Annotated in this window: 14 protein-coding genes and 1 tRNA gene; 11 read left to right on the top strand and 4 right to left on the bottom strand. The window is 42.9% G+C overall.

The window, feature by feature from the left end:
* The first annotated feature begins 481 nt into the window (after positions 1-481).
* From gyrA to JMX89_RS05740, 5 genes are all read left to right on the top strand, one after another.
* Positions 482-3,271: a DNA gyrase subunit A gene (gene gyrA, locus JMX89_RS05760; RefSeq protein WP_201551094.1), complete on the top strand. Its 2,790-nt coding sequence runs from the start codon at positions 482-484 to the stop codon at positions 3,269-3,271.
* A gap of 111 nt (positions 3,272-3,382) precedes the next feature.
* Positions 3,383-4,453 (top strand): EamA family transporter RarD, encoded by a 1,071-nt coding sequence (gene rarD / locus JMX89_RS05755; protein WP_201551093.1) that lies wholly within the window; start codon positions 3,383-3,385, stop codon positions 4,451-4,453.
* 224 nt (positions 4,454-4,677) lie between these two features.
* Positions 4,678-5,346, top strand: coding sequence for a glutathione S-transferase (locus tag JMX89_RS05750; RefSeq protein WP_201531215.1), 669 nt, complete (start codon positions 4,678-4,680; stop codon positions 5,344-5,346).
* 87 nt (positions 5,347-5,433) lie between these two features.
* Complete coding sequence (locus JMX89_RS05745; protein WP_201531216.1) at positions 5,434-5,694, top strand: hypothetical protein; 261 nt, start codon at positions 5,434-5,436, stop codon at positions 5,692-5,694.
* Between the two features lie 32 nt (positions 5,695-5,726).
* Positions 5,727-6,848 (top strand): ribonuclease Z, encoded by a 1,122-nt coding sequence (locus tag JMX89_RS05740; protein WP_201531217.1) that lies wholly within the window; start codon positions 5,727-5,729, stop codon positions 6,846-6,848.
* A 9-nt stretch (positions 6,849-6,857) separates the two neighbouring features.
* On the opposite strand, the gene JMX89_RS05735 is transcribed toward JMX89_RS05740, so the two are convergent.
* Positions 6,858-7,832 carry an ATP-binding protein gene (locus JMX89_RS05735; RefSeq protein ID WP_201531218.1) on the bottom strand — a complete coding sequence of 325 codons (975 nt, stop codon included), beginning with the start codon at positions 7,830-7,832 and terminating at the stop codon, positions 6,858-6,860.
* A 69-nt stretch (positions 7,833-7,901) separates the two neighbouring features.
* Between JMX89_RS05735 and JMX89_RS05730 the strand changes: the two genes are divergently transcribed.
* Positions 7,902-8,939, top strand: a complete 1,038-nt coding sequence (locus JMX89_RS05730) for a serine/threonine-protein kinase (RefSeq protein WP_227673021.1) — start codon at positions 7,902-7,904, stop codon at positions 8,937-8,939.
* 91 nt (positions 8,940-9,030) lie between these two features.
* Here JMX89_RS05730 and JMX89_RS05725 read toward each other — a convergent pair.
* The 3 genes from JMX89_RS05725 to JMX89_RS05715 all read right to left on the bottom strand — a co-directional run bounded on the left by JMX89_RS05725 (position 9,031) and on the right by JMX89_RS05715 (position 12,490).
* Positions 9,031-9,115, bottom strand: a tRNA-Leu gene (locus JMX89_RS05725).
* Positions 9,116-9,345: 230 nt separating this feature from the next.
* Positions 9,346-11,058 carry a sigma 54-interacting transcriptional regulator gene (locus JMX89_RS05720; protein WP_201531220.1) on the bottom strand — a complete coding sequence of 571 codons (1,713 nt, stop codon included), beginning with the start codon at positions 11,056-11,058 and terminating at the stop codon, positions 9,346-9,348.
* 43 nt (positions 11,059-11,101) lie between these two features.
* Entirely contained in the window at positions 11,102-12,490 is a 1,389-nt protein-coding gene (locus JMX89_RS05715) for a two-component system sensor histidine kinase NtrB (RefSeq protein ID WP_201531221.1), read from the bottom strand.
* A 134-nt stretch (positions 12,491-12,624) separates the two neighbouring features.
* On the opposite strand from JMX89_RS05715, the gene rimO reads away from it, so the two are divergent.
* The 5 genes from rimO to JMX89_RS05690 all read left to right on the top strand — a co-directional run bounded on the left by rimO (position 12,625) and on the right by JMX89_RS05690 (position 17,811).
* Positions 12,625-14,220, top strand: a complete 1,596-nt coding sequence (rimO, locus tag JMX89_RS05710) for a 30S ribosomal protein S12 methylthiotransferase RimO (protein ID WP_201531222.1) — start codon at positions 12,625-12,627, stop codon at positions 14,218-14,220.
* A 183-nt stretch (positions 14,221-14,403) separates the two neighbouring features.
* Positions 14,404-15,129, top strand: coding sequence for a UMP kinase (gene pyrH / locus JMX89_RS05705; protein WP_011514039.1), 726 nt, complete (start codon positions 14,404-14,406; stop codon positions 15,127-15,129).
* Between the two features lie 126 nt (positions 15,130-15,255).
* Complete coding sequence (frr, locus tag JMX89_RS05700; protein WP_011514038.1) at positions 15,256-15,810, top strand: ribosome recycling factor; 555 nt, start codon at positions 15,256-15,258, stop codon at positions 15,808-15,810.
* A 257-nt stretch (positions 15,811-16,067) separates the two neighbouring features.
* Positions 16,068-16,826, top strand: a complete 759-nt coding sequence (gene uppS, locus JMX89_RS05695; RefSeq protein WP_413786625.1) for a polyprenyl diphosphate synthase — start codon at positions 16,068-16,070, stop codon at positions 16,824-16,826.
* A gap of 175 nt (positions 16,827-17,001) precedes the next feature.
* The gene (locus JMX89_RS05690; RefSeq protein WP_201531224.1) at positions 17,002-17,811 is read left to right on the top strand and encodes a phosphatidate cytidylyltransferase; all 810 of its coding nucleotides are present in this window, start codon (positions 17,002-17,004) and stop codon (positions 17,809-17,811) included.
* Positions 17,812-17,814 lie beyond the last annotated feature (3 nt).

Genomic DNA, 17,814 nt, shown 5'->3' with positions numbered 1-17,814 from the left:
ATGGTGGCGTATCGTACAATAAAGCAGGGCGCTAATCTAGCGTTGACGTCTTTTTAGGATTGTTTTTAAATTGCATTAACACCCAACTCTGATGACGCGCTATTTGAAAAAAGTGGGCGTTAAATGGTATTGCTAAAAAACGGTCTTTATATATATCAATGGCAAAATTAGCCAGTGATATCAATGCTGTTGGGAAAGGTTTTTGAATCATGGTAATTGATGCAAAAAGTAGCAATTACTGAACTGTTTTGCTTGATTTTAATAGCACCTAGAACCCCCTAAATCAACAAATTTGTGCTAAAATAGCTTCTTTTATTCAACATTAAAACTATCGCTAATTCTCTATAGATTTGAATGATTGCTAAGCCTTTTTTGATGGTCACTGTATTTATTATATAACGGCGCTTTGGTGCCGTTATTGTTGCCCATTATGGCTTAGATATGCCAATGCTAGAGAGTAGATGTGAGTGAGGGAGTGTATATGAGCGAATCGGTCAGTCCTATTGCCATTGTGGACGAATTAAAGCAGTCCTATTTGGATTATGCGATGAGCGTGATCGTCTCGCGCGCGCTGCCTGATGTGCGTGATGGGTTCAAACCAGTACACCGCCGTGTGATGTATGCGATGCATGTATTGTCTAATGACTATAACAAAGCCTACAAGAAATCTGCACGTGTGGTCGGCGATGTCATTGGTAAGTATCACCCACATGGCGATAGTGCCGTCTATGATGCCATCGTACGTATGGCACAGGATTTTAGCTTGCGTTACCCGATGGTTGATGGTCAAGGTAACTTTGGCTCAATTGATGATGATCCTCCGGCAGCGATGCGTTATACCGAAGTGCGTATGACCAAGTTGACCCACCAAATGCTTGCTGACTTGGATAAAGATACCGTTGATTGGGAAGACAACTACGATGGCTCTGAGCGTATGCCAAGCGTCTTGCCTGCGCGTATTCCTAACTTATTGATTAACGGTGCAACCGGTATTGCAGTTGGTATGGCGACCAATATGGCGCCGCACAATCTAACTGAAGTGATTAACGCTTGCTTAGCTTATGCTGAAAATCCGCAAATATCTGCCGAAGAGTTGATGTCGCATATCTCAGGTCCTGACTTCCCAACGGGCGGTATTATCTATGGTCGTGCGGGTATTTTAGATGCTTATCGTACTGGTAAAGGTCGCTTGCATGTACGTGGTCGATATATTATTGAGCCGATGAGTGAGACGGGTGTCAACCGTGACCGTGAGCGTATTGTTTTCACCGAAGTGCCTTATCAAACCAATAAAGCCAAGCTGATTGAGCGTATTGCAGAACTTGTGCGTGACAAAAAAATCGAAGGTATTACCGAGATTCGTGATGAGTCTGATAAAGACGGCATGCGTATCGCTATTGATTTACGTCGTGGCGAAACAGCGGAAGTGATCGTTAACAACTTGTTCCTGCAAACGCCGCTAGAATCGAGCTTTAGTATCAATATGGTGGCGCTTGACAATGGTCAACCGAAGCTATTGACCTTACGCCAGCTGATTGCAGCATTTGTACGCCATCGCCAAGAAGTGGTAACGCGCCGTACCATTTTTGAGCTCAATAAAGCCCGTGTCCGTGGTCATTTGCTTGAAGGATTGACCGTTGCACTAGCGAACATTGATGAGATTATTGCGACAATTAAAGCCTCTGCAAACCGCGGCTTGGCTCGTGAAAACTTACTCAGTAATATCTGGGGTTCAGGCAGTGTTGTAGCGATGCTAACCGCTGCAGGCAGCCAGTCGGTACGTCCTGACTTTATCGAAGGCGAAGATCCAAAAGCGCCGTTTGGTCTGATTAATAATCAAGAAAGCTATCGCTTATCGCTTGAGCAAGTAAATGCGATTTTAGACATGCAGCTGCATCGCCTAACTGGTCTTGAGCAAGATAAATTAACCGAAGAATACCAAGACTTGTTGCGTGAAATTTCCCATTTAGAATCTATTCTTGGTGATTTTGATAAGCTAATGACCATTATCTCAAACGAGATGATTGAAATCCGTGATAATTTTGGTGATGAGCGTCGCACCGATATTATTGATTCGCGTATGGACTTTAACCGTGAAGACTTGATCCCAGAGCAAACGGTTGTGATGACGGTATCACGTACTGGTTATGCGAAAACGCAGCCCATTGATGATTATGTCGCGCAAAAACGTGGCGGTAAAGGCAAATCAGCGACGGCGATGAAAGAGGACGATGTGATTGATCACTTAGTTGTGACTTCAACGCATGCAACCGTACTGTGCTTTACTGATACAGGTCGCGTCTTTAGTTTACGTGGTTTTGAAGTGCCTATCGCCAGCCGCGGTGCCCGTGGACGTCCATTAGTGAATTTGATTGGCTTAAATGCTGATGAAACGGTCACAACGATATTGCCTATTCCAAAAATAGTAGAAGAGTTATCGGTCAAAGGCGAAACATCAGCAGATGCTCCAGTAGATAATGATGATGATCTATTAGACGACAGCACGCAAGCAGAGCCGCCTTTTGTATTCTTTGCAACGGCAAATGGTACGGTAAAACGGGTAGAGCTGAAACAGTTTGCCAATATTCGCTCGAACGGTTTGATTGCGGTTGGCTTGGAAGAAGGCGATAAATTGGTGAGTGCTCGTATCACCAATGGTGGCCAAGAAGTCATGCTATTTGCGTCAAGTGGTAAAGCGATTCGCTTTAATGAGACTGATGCTCGTGCGATGGGTCGTACGGCAAAAGGCGTCCGTGGTATGCGTCTGGCTACTGATGAGTTTATCAAATCATTGGTTGTTATCGAAGATGATGTCCGCGAGATTCTGATTGCTTGTGAAAATGGCTTTGGTAAACGTACCTTTATCGATGAGTTCAACACCCAAAATCGTGGCGGTGGCGGTGTTATCGCTATTAAAACTAGCACGCGTAATGGTGCGCTGGTTCGTGCTACCAAGGTGGACTCTACAGACGATATTATTTTAATCTCAGACAAAGGTACTTTAGTACGTACCCCAGTTGAGCATGTAGCAAGCTCTGGTCGTAATACCCAAGGTGTCACGCTGATTCGTTTATCAAAAGATGAAAAGCTGGTTGCTATGGCGCGTGTTGAGCACGAAGAGGGTAACAATGAGCTGATTGATGCAATGAGAGAAGATGGAACGTTTGAAGTAAAAGGTCAAGAACAGATGGATGTTGATGCGGCGAATAGTGATGCTACAGAGACAGACTTTGATGATACTAGTCATACAGAAACTGACACTGACGAATAACGCTTTTATTAGTTAGCTTTTTGGTCTATTCTTTTATTACCTTTTATAAAAAAAGCCTCTAACGTTATCGTTGGAGGCTTTGTTTTTTTTCTGTTTTTTAAGGCTGTTGTTATGCTTACGACCAATCAGACCGTTCAGGGAACTTTGGCTTCAGTATCATCAAGTTTTTTGTTTTCTTTGATGTTTCTATTTGGGCTATTTATGCTGCCATTAACGGGTACGCAGGTGGCTTCGTGGCGTGTATTGATGATGCTCCTGAGCCTAGTGCTATTGGTCAGTCTTACAAAACAGTGGCAGCATGTATTTGATTATCTCAAAACATTAAAGACGCCAAAAGAGTGGATTATTTTTGTACTGCCAACCCCGATTTTAGGTGGGCAGATTTGGCTTTTTATGTGGGGACCGGTCAATGGCTTTGGTCTTGATGTGACCTTGGGCTATTTTTTATTGCCGTTGGTCATGATTGTGATTGGGCGTTTTTTCTATCATGAACATATGAGTGCTTTGCAATGGTTAGCAGCGATATGTGCTGCGCTCGGTATCGGCTATGATATATTGCAATATGGCAGTATATCTTGGGTAACCGCATTTGCATGCTTGGGTTATCCGCCTTATTATTTGCTACGTCGTAAGCTTGCTGTGCCGCCTATTACAGGTCTGTTATCAGATTTGACGTTACTGACGCCAGTGGTGCTGATTATGCTTTATAGCAGCGGCGGCTTTAGTGTGGCGGCGCAAAATACCAAATTTTGGTACATATTGCCGCTGCTAGGCGCTTTTAGTGCGCTTGCCATGTCATTGACTATGGTTGCTAGTAGTAAGCTGCCAGTGTCGCTATTTGGCGCGCTCAGCTACATAGAGCCTATGCTGCTATTTGTATTATCTATTACTGTGTTGAATCAAAGTCTGGATGAAGGAGGCTCGTTATTCATGTATGGCATGATTACACTGGCATTGTTTATTATGATTGCTGATAGCATGAAAGGCTTTCTTATCCGACGCCGTGACAATCATTTGCATGGTTACCGAGAGCCGCAAATTGGGAGTTTTCCACCGCGTCGCCGTTTTATCGACCATCGTATAGAAGGGGTATTAAAGGCGCACCGTTTTCGTAAAATCAGGAAATACCAACAGCGAATAGATAAAATCACGCGTAAAATCCAAGCGTTAGATTCAAAGTAGTTATTGATGTAATGATAAGTAGTGTGGCCCGATAAAAGTGGTTTGATAAGTCAAGCTACATAGTAAAGCTATAATAAAAACAGTAAGTGAGTTATTATCAAGCATTATTATTGACTTAAATCGGGTTGTTTGATTTATTAAACTCCTTTATTTAAACAGAATATTGAAGAATTGACTTATAAAATCTGCTATTGAATACTAAAAACTTATTATAAGGATGGTTTATGCTACACCTTCATCACTTGGCAAACTCACGCTCATTTCGTATCTTATGGCTATTAGAAGAGCTGAATGCCGACTACCAACTGACCTGCTACCAGCGTAACAAAGCGTACCGTGCCCCTGACAGTTTAAAGCAAATACACCCGCTCGGTCATGCACCGATGCTAGAGGTCGATGGTCGTGTGCTGATTGAGTCAGGCTTTATCATCGAGTATCTATTAAAGCACTATGATAAAGAAAAGCAGTTTAAGCCTGCTGATGATAATGAAGCGGCGTGGGAGGCCTATACGCTTTGGCTACACTTTGCCGAAGCATCAGTGATGCCACCGTTGGTCATGCGTTTGGTATTTACTAAAGTGGTTGAGCAGTCGCCGATGCTGATTAAACCTGTGAGTAAAAGCATCAAAAAGCAAGTCGAAAAAAGCATGATAAGCAAAAGCTTGACTGCCATACTCGATATGATGGAGCAGCATTTACAAGACAACCATTGGTTTGCCGGAGCAGAATTTAGCGCCGCTGATATTCAGATGCATCTGGCTGTGGTCGGTGCCAATGCAGGCGCAGGTTTAGACAGTAGTAAATATACCAATATCTTAACTTGGCTTAAGCGTTGTGAAGAACGTGATGCCTTTAAGCGTGCAGAAGAAAAGGGCGGTCGTCTACGGTTTTAAGTGCGACGCTTATTATTAATTATTGATTTAATATAACAATAAAGGGCTTTGTTTATTTATAGACAAACCCTTTTTTTAGGATGAAAAATGACAGATTTGAATAAGTCGAATAATACCGACCATACCAACAGTGCTAATGAACAACTACTTAATGAGTTTGATAATAATGTGAATAGTCAGCAAGTTTCTATTAAAGCATGGTCACAAAAACTGTTGGTAGTGATTCTATGCATTGCCAGCTTCTATGGTGGCTGGAAGTCGTATGAATCCAATATGGTCAATGAATGTACGGCAAATGGTGGACAGATGATTGAAGGCAAAAAAACCATGATATGTCAGTTGTCATAATGGCTCGTAATGATAACCAGGAGAGATAAGCGATGCTAAAACTCACTTTTTTGGGTACCGCAGCAGGTGTGCCAACCAAGCAACGTAATGTAACGGCGCTTGCCATCGAGTGCCTCAACCCTTATAGCTCAGGGACAAATCAACGGCAAAACAAGAAATCACGGCCGTGGTTATTGATTGATTGCGGTGAAGGTACGCAGCATCAGCTTTTACATACCAAGTTATCTTTACATCAGTTACAAGCGATTTGCATTACTCATGTGCATGGCGACCATTGCTATGGTTTGCCGGGGTTGTTAGCGAGTGCGGCAATGTCAGGACGTACTGCGCCGCTGATACTGCTTGCACCAAAAGCGATTGCCACACTGCTTGATGCTCTTATTTTGACTACCGAATTGCACTTTCCATTTCCTATTAACTTTATGGCGATAGAAGATTTGCTATCTGAGCAAGATAGTAAAAATAAAGCTCAGGTAACTATCCGCTTTGACAATCAACATCAGCTTGAGATTGGTATCACGCCGTTATCGCATCGCGTTCCCTCTTATGGCTTTGGTATCACCCAGACGATAAGTCGTCTCCACCTTGATAAGAACAAGCTGATAGCAGATAATATTCCAGCCAGCGCGCTGTGGAGCAGACTGCAACAGGGCGAAGACGTTATAACCGAAGACGGTCGCAAGCTTCGTTCAACAGATTATGTCGATAATGAGAGTCAGCATACAAGGGTAGTGGTGGCTGGAGATAACGATACGCCAGAGTGTCTTAACAATGCTATAGTCGATACGGATTTACTCGTTCATGAAGCTACATATACTCATGAAGTATTAAATAAGATTCAGGCAAAAAATCCAGATTTTGATCCAATGCATAGTAGCGCGCAGTTATTGGGTCGATTTGCCCAAAACAATGGGCTTAAGAACTTAATTCTCACTCATTTTAGCGCCCGTTATCAGAGCTTTGATAATCCAAATAGCAGTACGCCAAATATGGCGCATATTCGATTGGATACCGAAAGTGTTTACCAAGGTAATCTATGGCTGGCAGCAGATTTTGACCAATATCTGGTGAATGGAACAGCGGAAGAAGTGGGTGATAATATAGGCAGTCGCGTACAGTATTTAGGCTCTGCACGCGACCATAAAAATACATGATATGAGTTTTTAAGACTGACTGTCTTCAGCTGCCAATTGGGTCTGTCCTATCCAATAACGACTGAACTGATACGCCACTCGACCAGAGCGTCCACCGCGTTCTGATGCCCAGCGTAATGCGGCTGATCTGATATGGGTGGGTAACTCATCAATGCTGTCTGCACCTTTATTTGCTGCATCACCGTACATGTCATCATGACTAGTTTTAGCATCAGTTTTTTGCTGAATAGATAAATAATGATGCACAATGTATAAATACGTGTTTTGATCCATTGGATGAAAGGACAGCCATAAACCAAAACGGTCAGATAAAGACACCGTCTCATCAATGGTCTCATAAGGGTTAACCTCATCGGTTTGACCATTATAAATATTAACATTGTCTTTCATGAGCTGCGGTAGTAGATGGCGGCGGTTACTGGTTGCATAAACCAATAATTTGTCTTGCTCTGAATCCAGCGAGCCGTCTAACACACTTTTTAAGGTGCGGTAGCTTTCATCTTGACCATTAAATGCCAAGTCATCACAGTACACCACATAGCGACATTTGCAGTCAGCTGGTAAGGCTTTAATCGCTGCCCGTATTTTATCAAGCATCCGTAAGTCGTCTCGGGCAATTTCGATAATGCGCAGACCTTCATCATGATAGGCTTGAAGCAATGCTCGAATCAGCGATGATTTACCAGCGCCGCGTGTCCCTGTCATTAAGACATGATTGGCAGGATAGCCTTTGAGGAATTGACGCGTGTTCTGTACCAGCTTTGATTTTTGCGTGTCGATACCATGTAAGTCATCTAAATTTAAAGACAAATTAACTGCCAACGGCTCTAAATGTCCAGTCTGCCCACCGACCCAGCGATAAGCCAGCTGCGCAGGATCAATCTCAATAGTTGGCGTGACCTGCTCTTGCAGATACTGACTGAGCAGATCTAATAAATGGTCTGGCAGAGCATAATTCATAACGGGCTTAGTAGATTGGGGCATAATAATCAGTCGCTTATAAAAATTACAATGACGTTTGGCTTACTAGATATATAAAGGCATCACTTTACCATGAAAAATAGTGCCAGTATTCCTCGTGTAGTACAAGCAGATGCAAAACAAGCGTTACGAGTGCAAGCGCAGCAAATCCTGCCAGTATTAACGGCATTCTTTTTCAGCCTAAATTATAGCGAGATCTCGCATCAACGACTCAGTCAGCAACATAATGGTAGTGAATTTGATTATCAAGGTTTAACGCGTGCCCAACACTCGCAGTTTGGGCGCGTAATGATTAAATGGCAGTTATATGCTAATGCTCATCAAGACCTGTCTGATTTGATCTATGAAGCTGACGTCCTAACATCTATAAACAACTTATCAAATAATCAAAATAATCTTCAAAATAGCCTTTCCGCTATCGTACCACCACTATTGTTTTATGAAAATATTACTTCGAAAATATTAGCGCAGTTGCAACAGCTGACTATCCTTGTCCTGCCTTATTATCCAAATGGCAGCTTGGCAAATCAGCTGAGCGCTCAAAAGCATTTATTATTAACACATGCACAAAAGAATCAATTTATCCTACAATCTGCCAATCTTATTTACCATTTACATAATATCGGCTGGCTACATAATGATATTAAGCCCAGTAATATTTTGCTAGAAGGTTTTTTGCCAAATAATGCGGATAATAGCCGTATCACGTTTGATTTATTATTGACGGATTTTGCTTTAGCGCGCACTCTTTGTCAGCCCAGTGTAGCAAATATTGCTGGCACGCCTGCCTATCTTGCTCCTGAGCGTTGGCAAGGGTATGGCTCAACGGTTCAAAGCGATATATACGCTTTTGGGATTATGTTGTATGAGATATTAGTCGGCGAGCGACCATTTGCCATTGATGCTCAAAGTAGTGATCCAATGATTGATTGGGCGACACAACATTGCCAACAGTCTGTTCCGACCTTGCCATTAGAATATAGTCGCTATCAGGATGTTATTGATAAGGCATTGGCGAAGCAGATAGAGAAAAGGTATCAGAGTATGAATGAGATGCTTTTAGATTTAGAAAGTATGGAATATGGCAAGGTAACCGAACTCAATAACTAAGGTTGAAAGGATAAATCTAGTAAATCCCAGACACAAAAAAACCTGCTAAAAGCAGGCTTTAATATTTGGTCTAAGATGTACTATCCGAAAATGGTGGGGCTGGAGAGACTCGAACTCTCACACCTTGCGGCGCCAGAACCTAAATCTGGTGCGTCTACCAATTCCGCCACAGCCCCATTTTCGTTACCTTATCATCTTTGGTGTTGATATTCAAACCCCATCGAGATAAATAACTGATTCGGTAGTGCGTCTCAGTGGTTGGCTATTATATAGAGTTTGAATAGTTTGGCAAGCCCTATTTGCACTTATTTTTAATTATTTAGCCATTTTTTTTGCTGAATATCATAAATAATTGATATTATTGATTTTTTAATTCATATTTTTTATCACTTTATTCACACTAATATTACTCTTGATATGATGAAAGGTTCAGCTGTTGTAATTTACGTGTCAGCGTATTGCGTCCCCAGCCAAGTAAATTGGCAGCAGCTATCTTTTTGCCGCCGCTATGATGGAGCGCTGCGGTTAGCAAGACCCGTTCAAACTCAGGTGTTGCTGTCTGTAAAATATCGGTTGCGCCAGCTTGTAGTGACTGCTTCGCCCAAATAGCTAAAGCTTGTTGCCAGCTTTGGGTACCAAAAGTATCCTGACTTTGTAGATAATTATTTTCAATAGCGTCTTGTGAGGATATATGATGCTGTTGATTGTCTAGAGTAGAGGAGATGTTTTCGAGCAACTCTGGAGGCAAGTCATCGATCATAACGGTGTCGCCAGTCGCCATTACTGTCAGCCAGAGACAGACATTCTCAAGTTGACGGACATTACCGCGCCATTCAAAAGATTGCATCATTTGCATTGCTGCCGGATGTAGCTGTTTTGGTGCCGTATTCATTTGCTCAGCAGCGCGCTGCATAAAATAAGTGGTTAATGCTGGTACGTCCTCGCGGCGAGTCCGTAAGGGCGGCAATGGCAGGCGAATGACATTCAGGCGATAAAATAGATCCTCACGGAATTTGCCTTGTTTGACCAATTCTTCCAAGTTTTGATGGGTAGCGGCAATAATGCGTACATCTACTTTGACGGGCTGCTGACCACCCACGCGAAAAAACTCACCGTTTGCCAGCACTCGTAGCAGCCGCGTTTGGGTACTAAAAGGCATGTCGCCGATTTCATCTAAAAATAACGTGCCGCCATCTGCTTGCTCAAAACGACCTTGGCGTGAAGTTGTGGCGCCAGTGAATGCGCCTTTTTCATGACCAAACAATTCAGACTCAATCAAATCATGGGGAATTGCTGCCATATTTAGTGCAATAAAGGTTTTATTGTTTCGCGGTGAGTGCTGATGTAAGGCGCTAGCGACCAACTCTTTACCTGTACCTGATTCACCAGTGATTAAAACGGTAATCGGTGAGTGCGCAAGTCTACCAATGGCACGAAATACCGTTTGCATGGCTTGTGATTGACCAATGATGCCGCTTGGATTGTTATTAGTTTGGGGTTTGGGTTTTTCATGAGTTTTACTTTCAGCAGCTTTAGGGATTTTTCTAGCTGATTTGGCTGCATTTGATTTGTTCACAGGCTGTTCTTTGGTATCAGCACTTACATTCGTATTAGACTCGATTGAATGGTTTGATATGACTAGATTCGGCTGATAATTAATGGCTTTATAAATCGTTGCGACCGCATCATCTAAATCAAACGGCTTGGGTAGATATTCAAATGCACCAGTCTGATAGCTGCTAATGGCAGAAGTAAGGTCTGAATGCGCTGTCATAATGACAATCGGAAGCTTAGGAAAGTGCTTGTGTACCCAGTCACTAAAGGATAGACCATCCATCATCGGCATACGAATATCGGTCAATATCACATCAGGTAACAAGGCGATTGACTCTGACGATTTTAGAATATCATTGAGGCGTGTCCACGCTGCTTGTGCTTGGGTAAAGCTGATAACTGTCAATCCAGCGTCTTCAAAAGTATCTGCAAGCACCATACGCAGCGCCGCATCATCATCAATGAGCCATAAAGTAGCAAGCTCATTATCAGGGTTGTTATTGACCGTGACCATTGGTGTTCGCTCATTGCTTGTAAGAGATTGGGTGTCATTATACTGGGTCATGTATTTAGCCTAATAAGCAGTGAGAAGAATTGAGGTGAAGGCATTAATTTTCAGCAATTGGCTGATGAAAAGGCAAATAAAGAGTAAAACGGGTCTGACTATAATGGCTGTTTTTATTATCGACATTAGTATTTGTACTGGCGCCCTGCGATTGAGTAGAGCTGACATCAATCATACCATGATGACGGCTGATAATATCTTGCACAATGGATAAACCAAGCCCAGTTCCTAGCGCGCGACTGGTCACCATTGGGAAGAATATCTGCCCAATGATATCAGGATGAATGCCAGAACCATTATCGGTGATAGCAACTTGTAGTACTTGTTTATGTTGCTGCCCAGCAATCGTATGTTGAAAGGCAACACGTGTTTGAATATGGAGTTTGGGTTGATAGCCATCGTCAAAATCAAGATTATTAAGTGGAATATCTGATGTTAATTGACTGGATACGGCTGGCACGCTTTGCTGCAGTGTTTGTGCAAATTCCGTCATGGATTCGCAAGCGTTATTAATTAAGTTTAAGAAGACTTGAATCAACTGGTCTTTATCAGCACAGAGTTCAGGTAACGATAAATCATAGTCACGCTGTAATAAAACTTGCGGATATTGATGGATGATCAATGCCAAAACATGCTCTATTGGCTCATGAACATTGAGCATTTGCCAATGTGGTAATTGATTGGAACCAAGAAACTGCCCAATCAGCTGAGTGAGGCGATCTGTCTCTGAGATAATGATGTCGGTATAGCTGCGTAATTTGTCAGTGGTTTTCTGTAGATGGTTATCAGGGTTTAAGGTCGGGCTCGATATAAGGCTAGGGTAGTCAGTATCAGTAGTGTGAGTATTAAAAGAGCGCTCACTAAATTTGATAAATTGACGCTGCAATAATTGCGCGGCACCGCGAATACCAGCCAACGGATTTTTGATTTCATGAGCAACCGAGCGCAGCATATGACGCGCAACATTGTATTGCTGCTGTTGGCGCTGTTCTTCTGAGATGCGACTTTGGCGGTCTTTGCCCCATATCTCTATAATAAAGTAATTTTGCTGCTGATAGATAACAGGGGTCACGCTATAGTCAATCGAGAGTGATAAGTTGCCATTTAATGGGCTGTTTATCAGATGGTCATGGTCAATAAAAGGTTGTTGATACTGCTTCGCTTGAAAAAAGCGTTCAGTCAAAGAGCAGGTTTTGTCTTTTGGACTGTCAATAAGTGTGCTGCTTTTGGTTTTCAACTCTTCGGGCGCAAGCAGCATCAACACCGACTGATTAAGCAATCGTCCACTACTGATCGCCAGTAGCTGCTCAGCTTGGGCATTTAGCCAAGTAATAGACAATTCATCATTGACCCACAAGATAGCCGTGAACAAATGCTGCGATATAAAGGTTAAGTCAGGCGTTGGTTTTGTGCTTATAAAATCAGCGGTCATGAGTAATACCTAGATAAATAGAGGCTCGATATAATATTTAACCATAAATCAACACTATAGGGCGGCAAAACTGGCGATTTTTGTAAAAAAAACGTACAATGCGCACAGCCAATTTATCTCTAGCAAGGTTAGCCATGCCCAATATTTCTACCGAGTCCGTTAATACGACTATAGCCCCTTCACAGCCAGCTTCTATACCAAAAGACACTGCCACTCTCTTTAATCCTGCTAAGCCGACAGCAATGCCTGCGCAAAGCTCGACGGACAGTGTTCAACCTTACCATCATAAAGCCAATCATAATCAAAATCGTAGTGTCGAACAAAGCAGCGAGGTAGTTTCAGCAGCTTCAGCTAAAACGACAACAGCAACGACCAATGCCCCTGTCAATGCCGCACCAAAGATTGGATTTGTGTCTCTAGGTTGTCCAAAAGCCTTGGTCGATAGTGAGCGCATTATCACTGAGCTTAGCCGTGATGGTTATCAAGTTGCCAGTGACTATGAAGGTGCCGACTTAGTCGTAGTCAATACTTGTGGCTTTATCGAGTCAGCAGTACAAGAGTCGCTCGATGCCATCGGTGAAGCGATTAGTAAAAACGGTAAAGTGATTGTGACGGGTTGTCTCGGTAAAGAAGCCGATAAAATCCGTGAAATGCATCCTGCTGTATTAGCAGTAACCGGCGCACACGCTTACGATGAAGTGATTAGAGCCGTTTCGCTGCATGTGCCTAAGCCGGACCGCAGTTTGGATGCGAGTTACGATCCAAAAATAGATTTGATTAATGAGGCAGGTATCAAATTAACGCCTAGCCATTATGCTTATCTAAAAATATCAGAAGGTTGTAACCACCGTTGTACTTTTTGCATTATTCCAAGCTTACGCGGAGATTTGGTGTCGCGTCCGATTGATAGTGTGATGAATGAAGCGCTGGCGCTGAAAAATGCTGGCGTGAAAGAGCTATTGATTATCTCGCAAGATACTTCTGCTTATGGTCTAGATTTGAAATATAAGACCAGCTTTTGGAATGGTATGCCGCTGAAGTCAAAATTTTATGACTTATGCCAAGCGTTAAACGATTTGGGTATTTGGGTGCGTCTGCACTATGTTTATCCGTATCCGCATGTAGATAAAGTCGTAGAATTAATGGGCGAGAAAAAATTATTGCCTTATCTTGATATTCCATTCCAACATGCCAGCCATCGCATCCTAAAAGCAATGAAGCGTCCAGCGCACAGCGAAAACACCTTGGCGCGTATCCATGCATGGCGTGAGATTTGCCCTGATATCGTCATTCGCTCAACCTTCGTTGTTGGCTTCCCTGGTGAGACAGAAGAAGATTTCCAATGCTTGCTTGATTGGTTGGTAGAAGCCCGTCTTGATCGCGTTGGTGCCTTTACCTATTCAGAAGTTGAAGGTGCGGTTGCCAATGACTTGCCAAATCATGTGCCAGAAGATGTCAAGCAAGAACGTTACGAGCGTTTGATGACGTTACAGCAAGATATTTCAGCCCAAAAACTGCAAGAGAAAATTGGCAAAACCTTGATGGTATTGGTCGACGAAATTGATAGAGAAGAAGGTGTTGCGATTTGCCGTAGCTATGCTGACGCACCAGAGATTGACGGTCATGTCTATGTCGATGATATTGACGCTCACGTCAAAGTTGGGCAGTTCTTAACGGTTACTATCGACGATGCTAGTGAATATGATTTGTTTGCCAGTTACAAAGGCTAAGCAGTCACTGTAATAGGCGCATGAAAATTGCCCAATCGTGGGCAGTTTTTGCTACAATTAGCGCAATTTGACCTTTGTACCTGCTTATCCTTAAGTTGGGCAATGCCGTCAAGTCTCAAAGTAAACTCTATTTGTATATTACCGATAACTTTAATTATAATTCAATACTGACAAGGTGACCTCATGTCTGACAAAAACCCGCGTTATTCTCGTATCTTGCTAAAACTCTCTGGTGAAGCCTTAGCGGGTACGAAAGATATGGGTATTGATACTGAAGTGCTTGATAAGATGAGCTTATCTATCGCCCATTTGCGCGGGCTTGGTGTCCAAGTGGGTATCGTGGTCGGTGGTGGTAACTTATATCGCGGTGCCCAATTACAAAAAGAGGGTTTGGTCGGCCGCGTCACTGGCGATCAAATGGGCATGCTTGCAACCGTTATGAATGGCCTTGCAATGCGTGATGCTCTTGAGCGCCGTAATATCAAAACGCGCCTAATGTCAGCCCTGCCGATTGGTGAAGTCACTGAAAGTTATAGCAGCCGTAATGCGATTCGTTATCTTAAAAATGGCGAAGTATGTATCTTTGTCGCGGGTACGGGCAATCCATTCTTTACCACTGATACGGCTGCTTGCTTACGTGGTATTGAAATTGAAGCAGGCTTGATTCTAAAAGCGACCAAAGTAGATGGTGTTTATGATAAAGACCCAAGCCTACATAGCGATGCGGTAAAATATGATGGTCTGACCTTTGATGAGGTGTTAGAGCAAAAGCTTGGAGTTATGGATTTGACTGCCATCGCATTATGTCGTGAGCACGATGTACCATTACAAGTCTTTGATATGAATAAGCCTAATGCTTTATTAAATGTTGTGATGGGCGAGAATGAGGGCACACGCGTCTATCATTAATAACGTACCCAAAAATATGATAAAAGATAGGCAGAAGTAAGACAGCTGCTTATCTGTGAAAACACCTGAATAGTTTTTATAATAAACAATAAATGATTTGTCGGTAGCGATAAATAAGGATACCTCATGATTCAAGAAATTAAGCAAGACGGCGAAGCGCGCATGCAAAAAACCTTGGAAGCGCTTGAAAGCACCTTTAGTAAAGTTCGTACGGGTCGCGCGCATCCAGGTATGTTGACAGGTGTGATGGTCAGCTACTACGGTTCGCCTACGCCTTTAAATCAAGTAGCGAGTGTTAACGTTGAAGATTCGCGTACGCTACTGGTACAGCCATTTGACCGTACCATGGTGCAAGCGATTGACAAAGCTATTCGCGAAGCAGATTTGGGTCTTAATCCAATGACTGCTGATGTGATTCGTGTTCCTATGCCAGCATTGACAGAAGAAACTCGAAAAGATATGCAAAAATTGGCACGTGGCGAAGCAGAAAACAGCCGTGTTTCTATTCGTAATATCCGCCGTGATATGATGAATGACATCAAAGAGTTAGCCAAAGAAAAAGAGATCTCTGAAGACGACGAGCGCCGCGCCAGTGACGACATTCAAAAAATCACTGACAAATATATTGAAACAATCGATAGCCGCTTAAGCAAAAAAGAAACCGATTTGATGGCAGTATAAGTACATTTTTCTGCTGTCAAAAATGATGCGCTATCAATATTTTATATAACAAGTCGCTAAAAACAAACAGCCAATATCAAAGTGCTATTGGCTGTTTGTTGCCGTGTAGACAATTAATCTTACTCTATAGCTTGTTTATATTGTCCTTTTTTATAAGCACTTTATATGAATCTCTTTATATAAATTATGAGTTAGGGTTTTTATAAAGTATGGCGCGCGTTATGATTATTTTACCTAAACAACAAGCAAGTTAGCCTATGTCTATGTCAGAGAATTTAGCTCCAGCCCTTCTTCCACGCCATATCGCTGTTATTATGGACGGCAATAACCGCTATGGTAAAGTCCATAATTTAGGTAAAGGTCAGGGTCATATCGCTGGCAAAGATGCGCTAGACCCGATTGTTGAGTATTGCGTCAGTACGGGTATTGAGGTTTTGACCGTCTTTGCCTTTTCCAGTGAGAATTGGCAGCGCCCACCGACTGAAGTGGCATTGCTGATGCATTTGCTGAGCTTAACCATCAATGAGCAGATGCCTCGTATGGTTAAGTACCGTATTCGTTTGCGTTTTATCGGCGACCGCAGTCAGCTTAGTGATGATTTGCAATTATTGATGGCAGATGCTGAAGCAAAAACGGCTGATTTTGATGCTATGACATTGGTCATCGCCATCAGTTACGGTGGACAGTGGGATATCGCTCATGCAGCAAAGCAGCTATTACAGCAAGTGCAGGCAGGTCAGTTATCAATCGATGATATTGATAAGGAAAAACTTGGAGAGTATGTGCAATTGGCAGATGCGCCAGAAGTAGACATGCTGATACGTACTGGCGGCGAGTACCGTCTCTCCAACTTCTTATTGTGGCAGTCAGCCTATGCAGAGCTGTTCTTTACCCCAACATTGTGGCCAGATTTTAGAGTCAATGAGCTAGCAGCAATGCTAGAGGATTTTGCTCAACGTCAACGCCGCTTTGGCAAAACCAGCGAGCAAATAGTGACGGCTCAGCAAATATCTTAGAGGTCATGTTAAGAGCATTAGACGACTTTTGTCAATTTGGAGCACTTTCAATAGCGTGCGTCACTATCAATACGTTATTATAGTCAGCAGCTGGCTATGATACGTCATTATCTATAGTAAATATTTATCGCGCAATTTGACCAAATGTTCTTCATTATTATAAGGCTCAATAAGTATGTGGCAACGAATTAAGACGGCAATTGTTCTCGTTATTATCGTTGGTATTGCAATGTTTGCGAGCCAAACCCCTATATTATTTGCACCACTTTTAGGGATTGGGGTGATTATTGCCGCCCATGAATGGACTAAATTGATGCCAAAGTGGCGTCAGCCTGCGGTCTTCGTAGTATTGGTATTGCTGCTGACGTTAGTGTCACTCATGTTTAAAGTCACGTGGCTTTTTTGGTGGGCAGCTTCTCTCGTCATATGGTTAATGGCGCTGTCTTGGGTACGAGTTTTCCCAACGTCTACCAAATGGTACGGTAAGCAGTTGGCGCTAATGGGAGCAGTGATATTAACGGCTTCAATTACGGCTATGTTTTACTTATGGCAATTGTCGCCATGGTGGCTACTATATGTGTTTTTATTGGTCTGGTGTGCAGACAGTGGTGCTTACTTTGTCGGACGCAAGCTTGGGCGCCGAAAAATGGCACCGAACGTTTCACCCAATAAGAGTATGGAAGGGCTGGCGGGTGGCTTAGTCACAGGACTACTGGTCGTAGTAATTATAAGTGTCTTTAAATTACAATTGACGGGTGCAGCGCTCATCGCCTTTGTGGCATTATCGGCTCTGACGATTTTAGCTTCCGTACTGGGCGATTTGTTTGAGTCTATGCTCAAACGCCGTGCTGATGTTAAAGATTCAGGAACTATTCTACCGGGGCATGGTGGAATACTTGACCGTATTGATTCGCTGCTATCTGCTACGCCGATATTTGCGCTTGGTTTTTGGGCAATACAGCAGTTTGGTTTGATTATCGTTTGACTT

This window comes from Psychrobacter sp. DD43, assembly GCF_904846555.1.
Taxonomy (GTDB): Bacteria; Pseudomonadota; Gammaproteobacteria; order Pseudomonadales; family Moraxellaceae; genus Psychrobacter; species Psychrobacter cryohalolentis.
The sequence above is the reverse complement of the archived record's forward strand: the minus strand, read 5'-3'. Positions and strand labels throughout refer to the sequence as shown.

What these genes read in the sequence shown, in the direction of transcription:
- JMX89_RS05735 (WP_201531218.1), bottom strand. Translation starts at nt 7,832, where the DNA reads ATGCCCCAATCTACTAAGCCCGTTATGAATTATGCTCTGCCAGACCAT.
- JMX89_RS05730 (WP_227673021.1), top strand. Translation starts at nt 7,902, where the DNA reads ATGAAAAATAGTGCCAGTATTCCTCGTGTAGTACAAGCAGATGCAAAA.
- gyrA (WP_201551094.1), top strand. Translation starts at nt 482, where the DNA reads ATGAGCGAATCGGTCAGTCCTATTGCCATTGTGGACGAATTAAAGCAG.
- JMX89_RS05750 (WP_201531215.1), top strand. Translation starts at nt 4,678, where the DNA reads ATGCTACACCTTCATCACTTGGCAAACTCACGCTCATTTCGTATCTTA.
- frr (WP_011514038.1), top strand. Translation starts at nt 15,256, where the DNA reads ATGATTCAAGAAATTAAGCAAGACGGCGAAGCGCGCATGCAAAAAACC.
- JMX89_RS05690 (WP_201531224.1), top strand. Translation starts at nt 17,002, where the DNA reads ATGTGGCAACGAATTAAGACGGCAATTGTTCTCGTTATTATCGTTGGT.
- JMX89_RS05715 (WP_201531221.1), bottom strand. Translation starts at nt 12,490, where the DNA reads ATGACCGCTGATTTTATAAGCACAAAACCAACGCCTGACTTAACCTTT.
- rimO (WP_201531222.1), top strand. Translation starts at nt 12,625, where the DNA reads ATGCCCAATATTTCTACCGAGTCCGTTAATACGACTATAGCCCCTTCA.
- uppS (WP_413786625.1), top strand. Translation starts at nt 16,068, where the DNA reads ATGTCTATGTCAGAGAATTTAGCTCCAGCCCTTCTTCCACGCCATATC.
- JMX89_RS05745 (WP_201531216.1), top strand. Translation starts at nt 5,434, where the DNA reads ATGACAGATTTGAATAAGTCGAATAATACCGACCATACCAACAGTGCT.
- rarD (WP_201551093.1), top strand. Translation starts at nt 3,383, where the DNA reads ATGCTTACGACCAATCAGACCGTTCAGGGAACTTTGGCTTCAGTATCA.
- JMX89_RS05740 (WP_201531217.1), top strand. Translation starts at nt 5,727, where the DNA reads ATGCTAAAACTCACTTTTTTGGGTACCGCAGCAGGTGTGCCAACCAAG.
- pyrH (WP_011514039.1), top strand. Translation starts at nt 14,404, where the DNA reads ATGTCTGACAAAAACCCGCGTTATTCTCGTATCTTGCTAAAACTCTCT.
- JMX89_RS05720 (WP_201531220.1), bottom strand. Translation starts at nt 11,058, where the DNA reads ATGACCCAGTATAATGACACCCAATCTCTTACAAGCAATGAGCGAACA.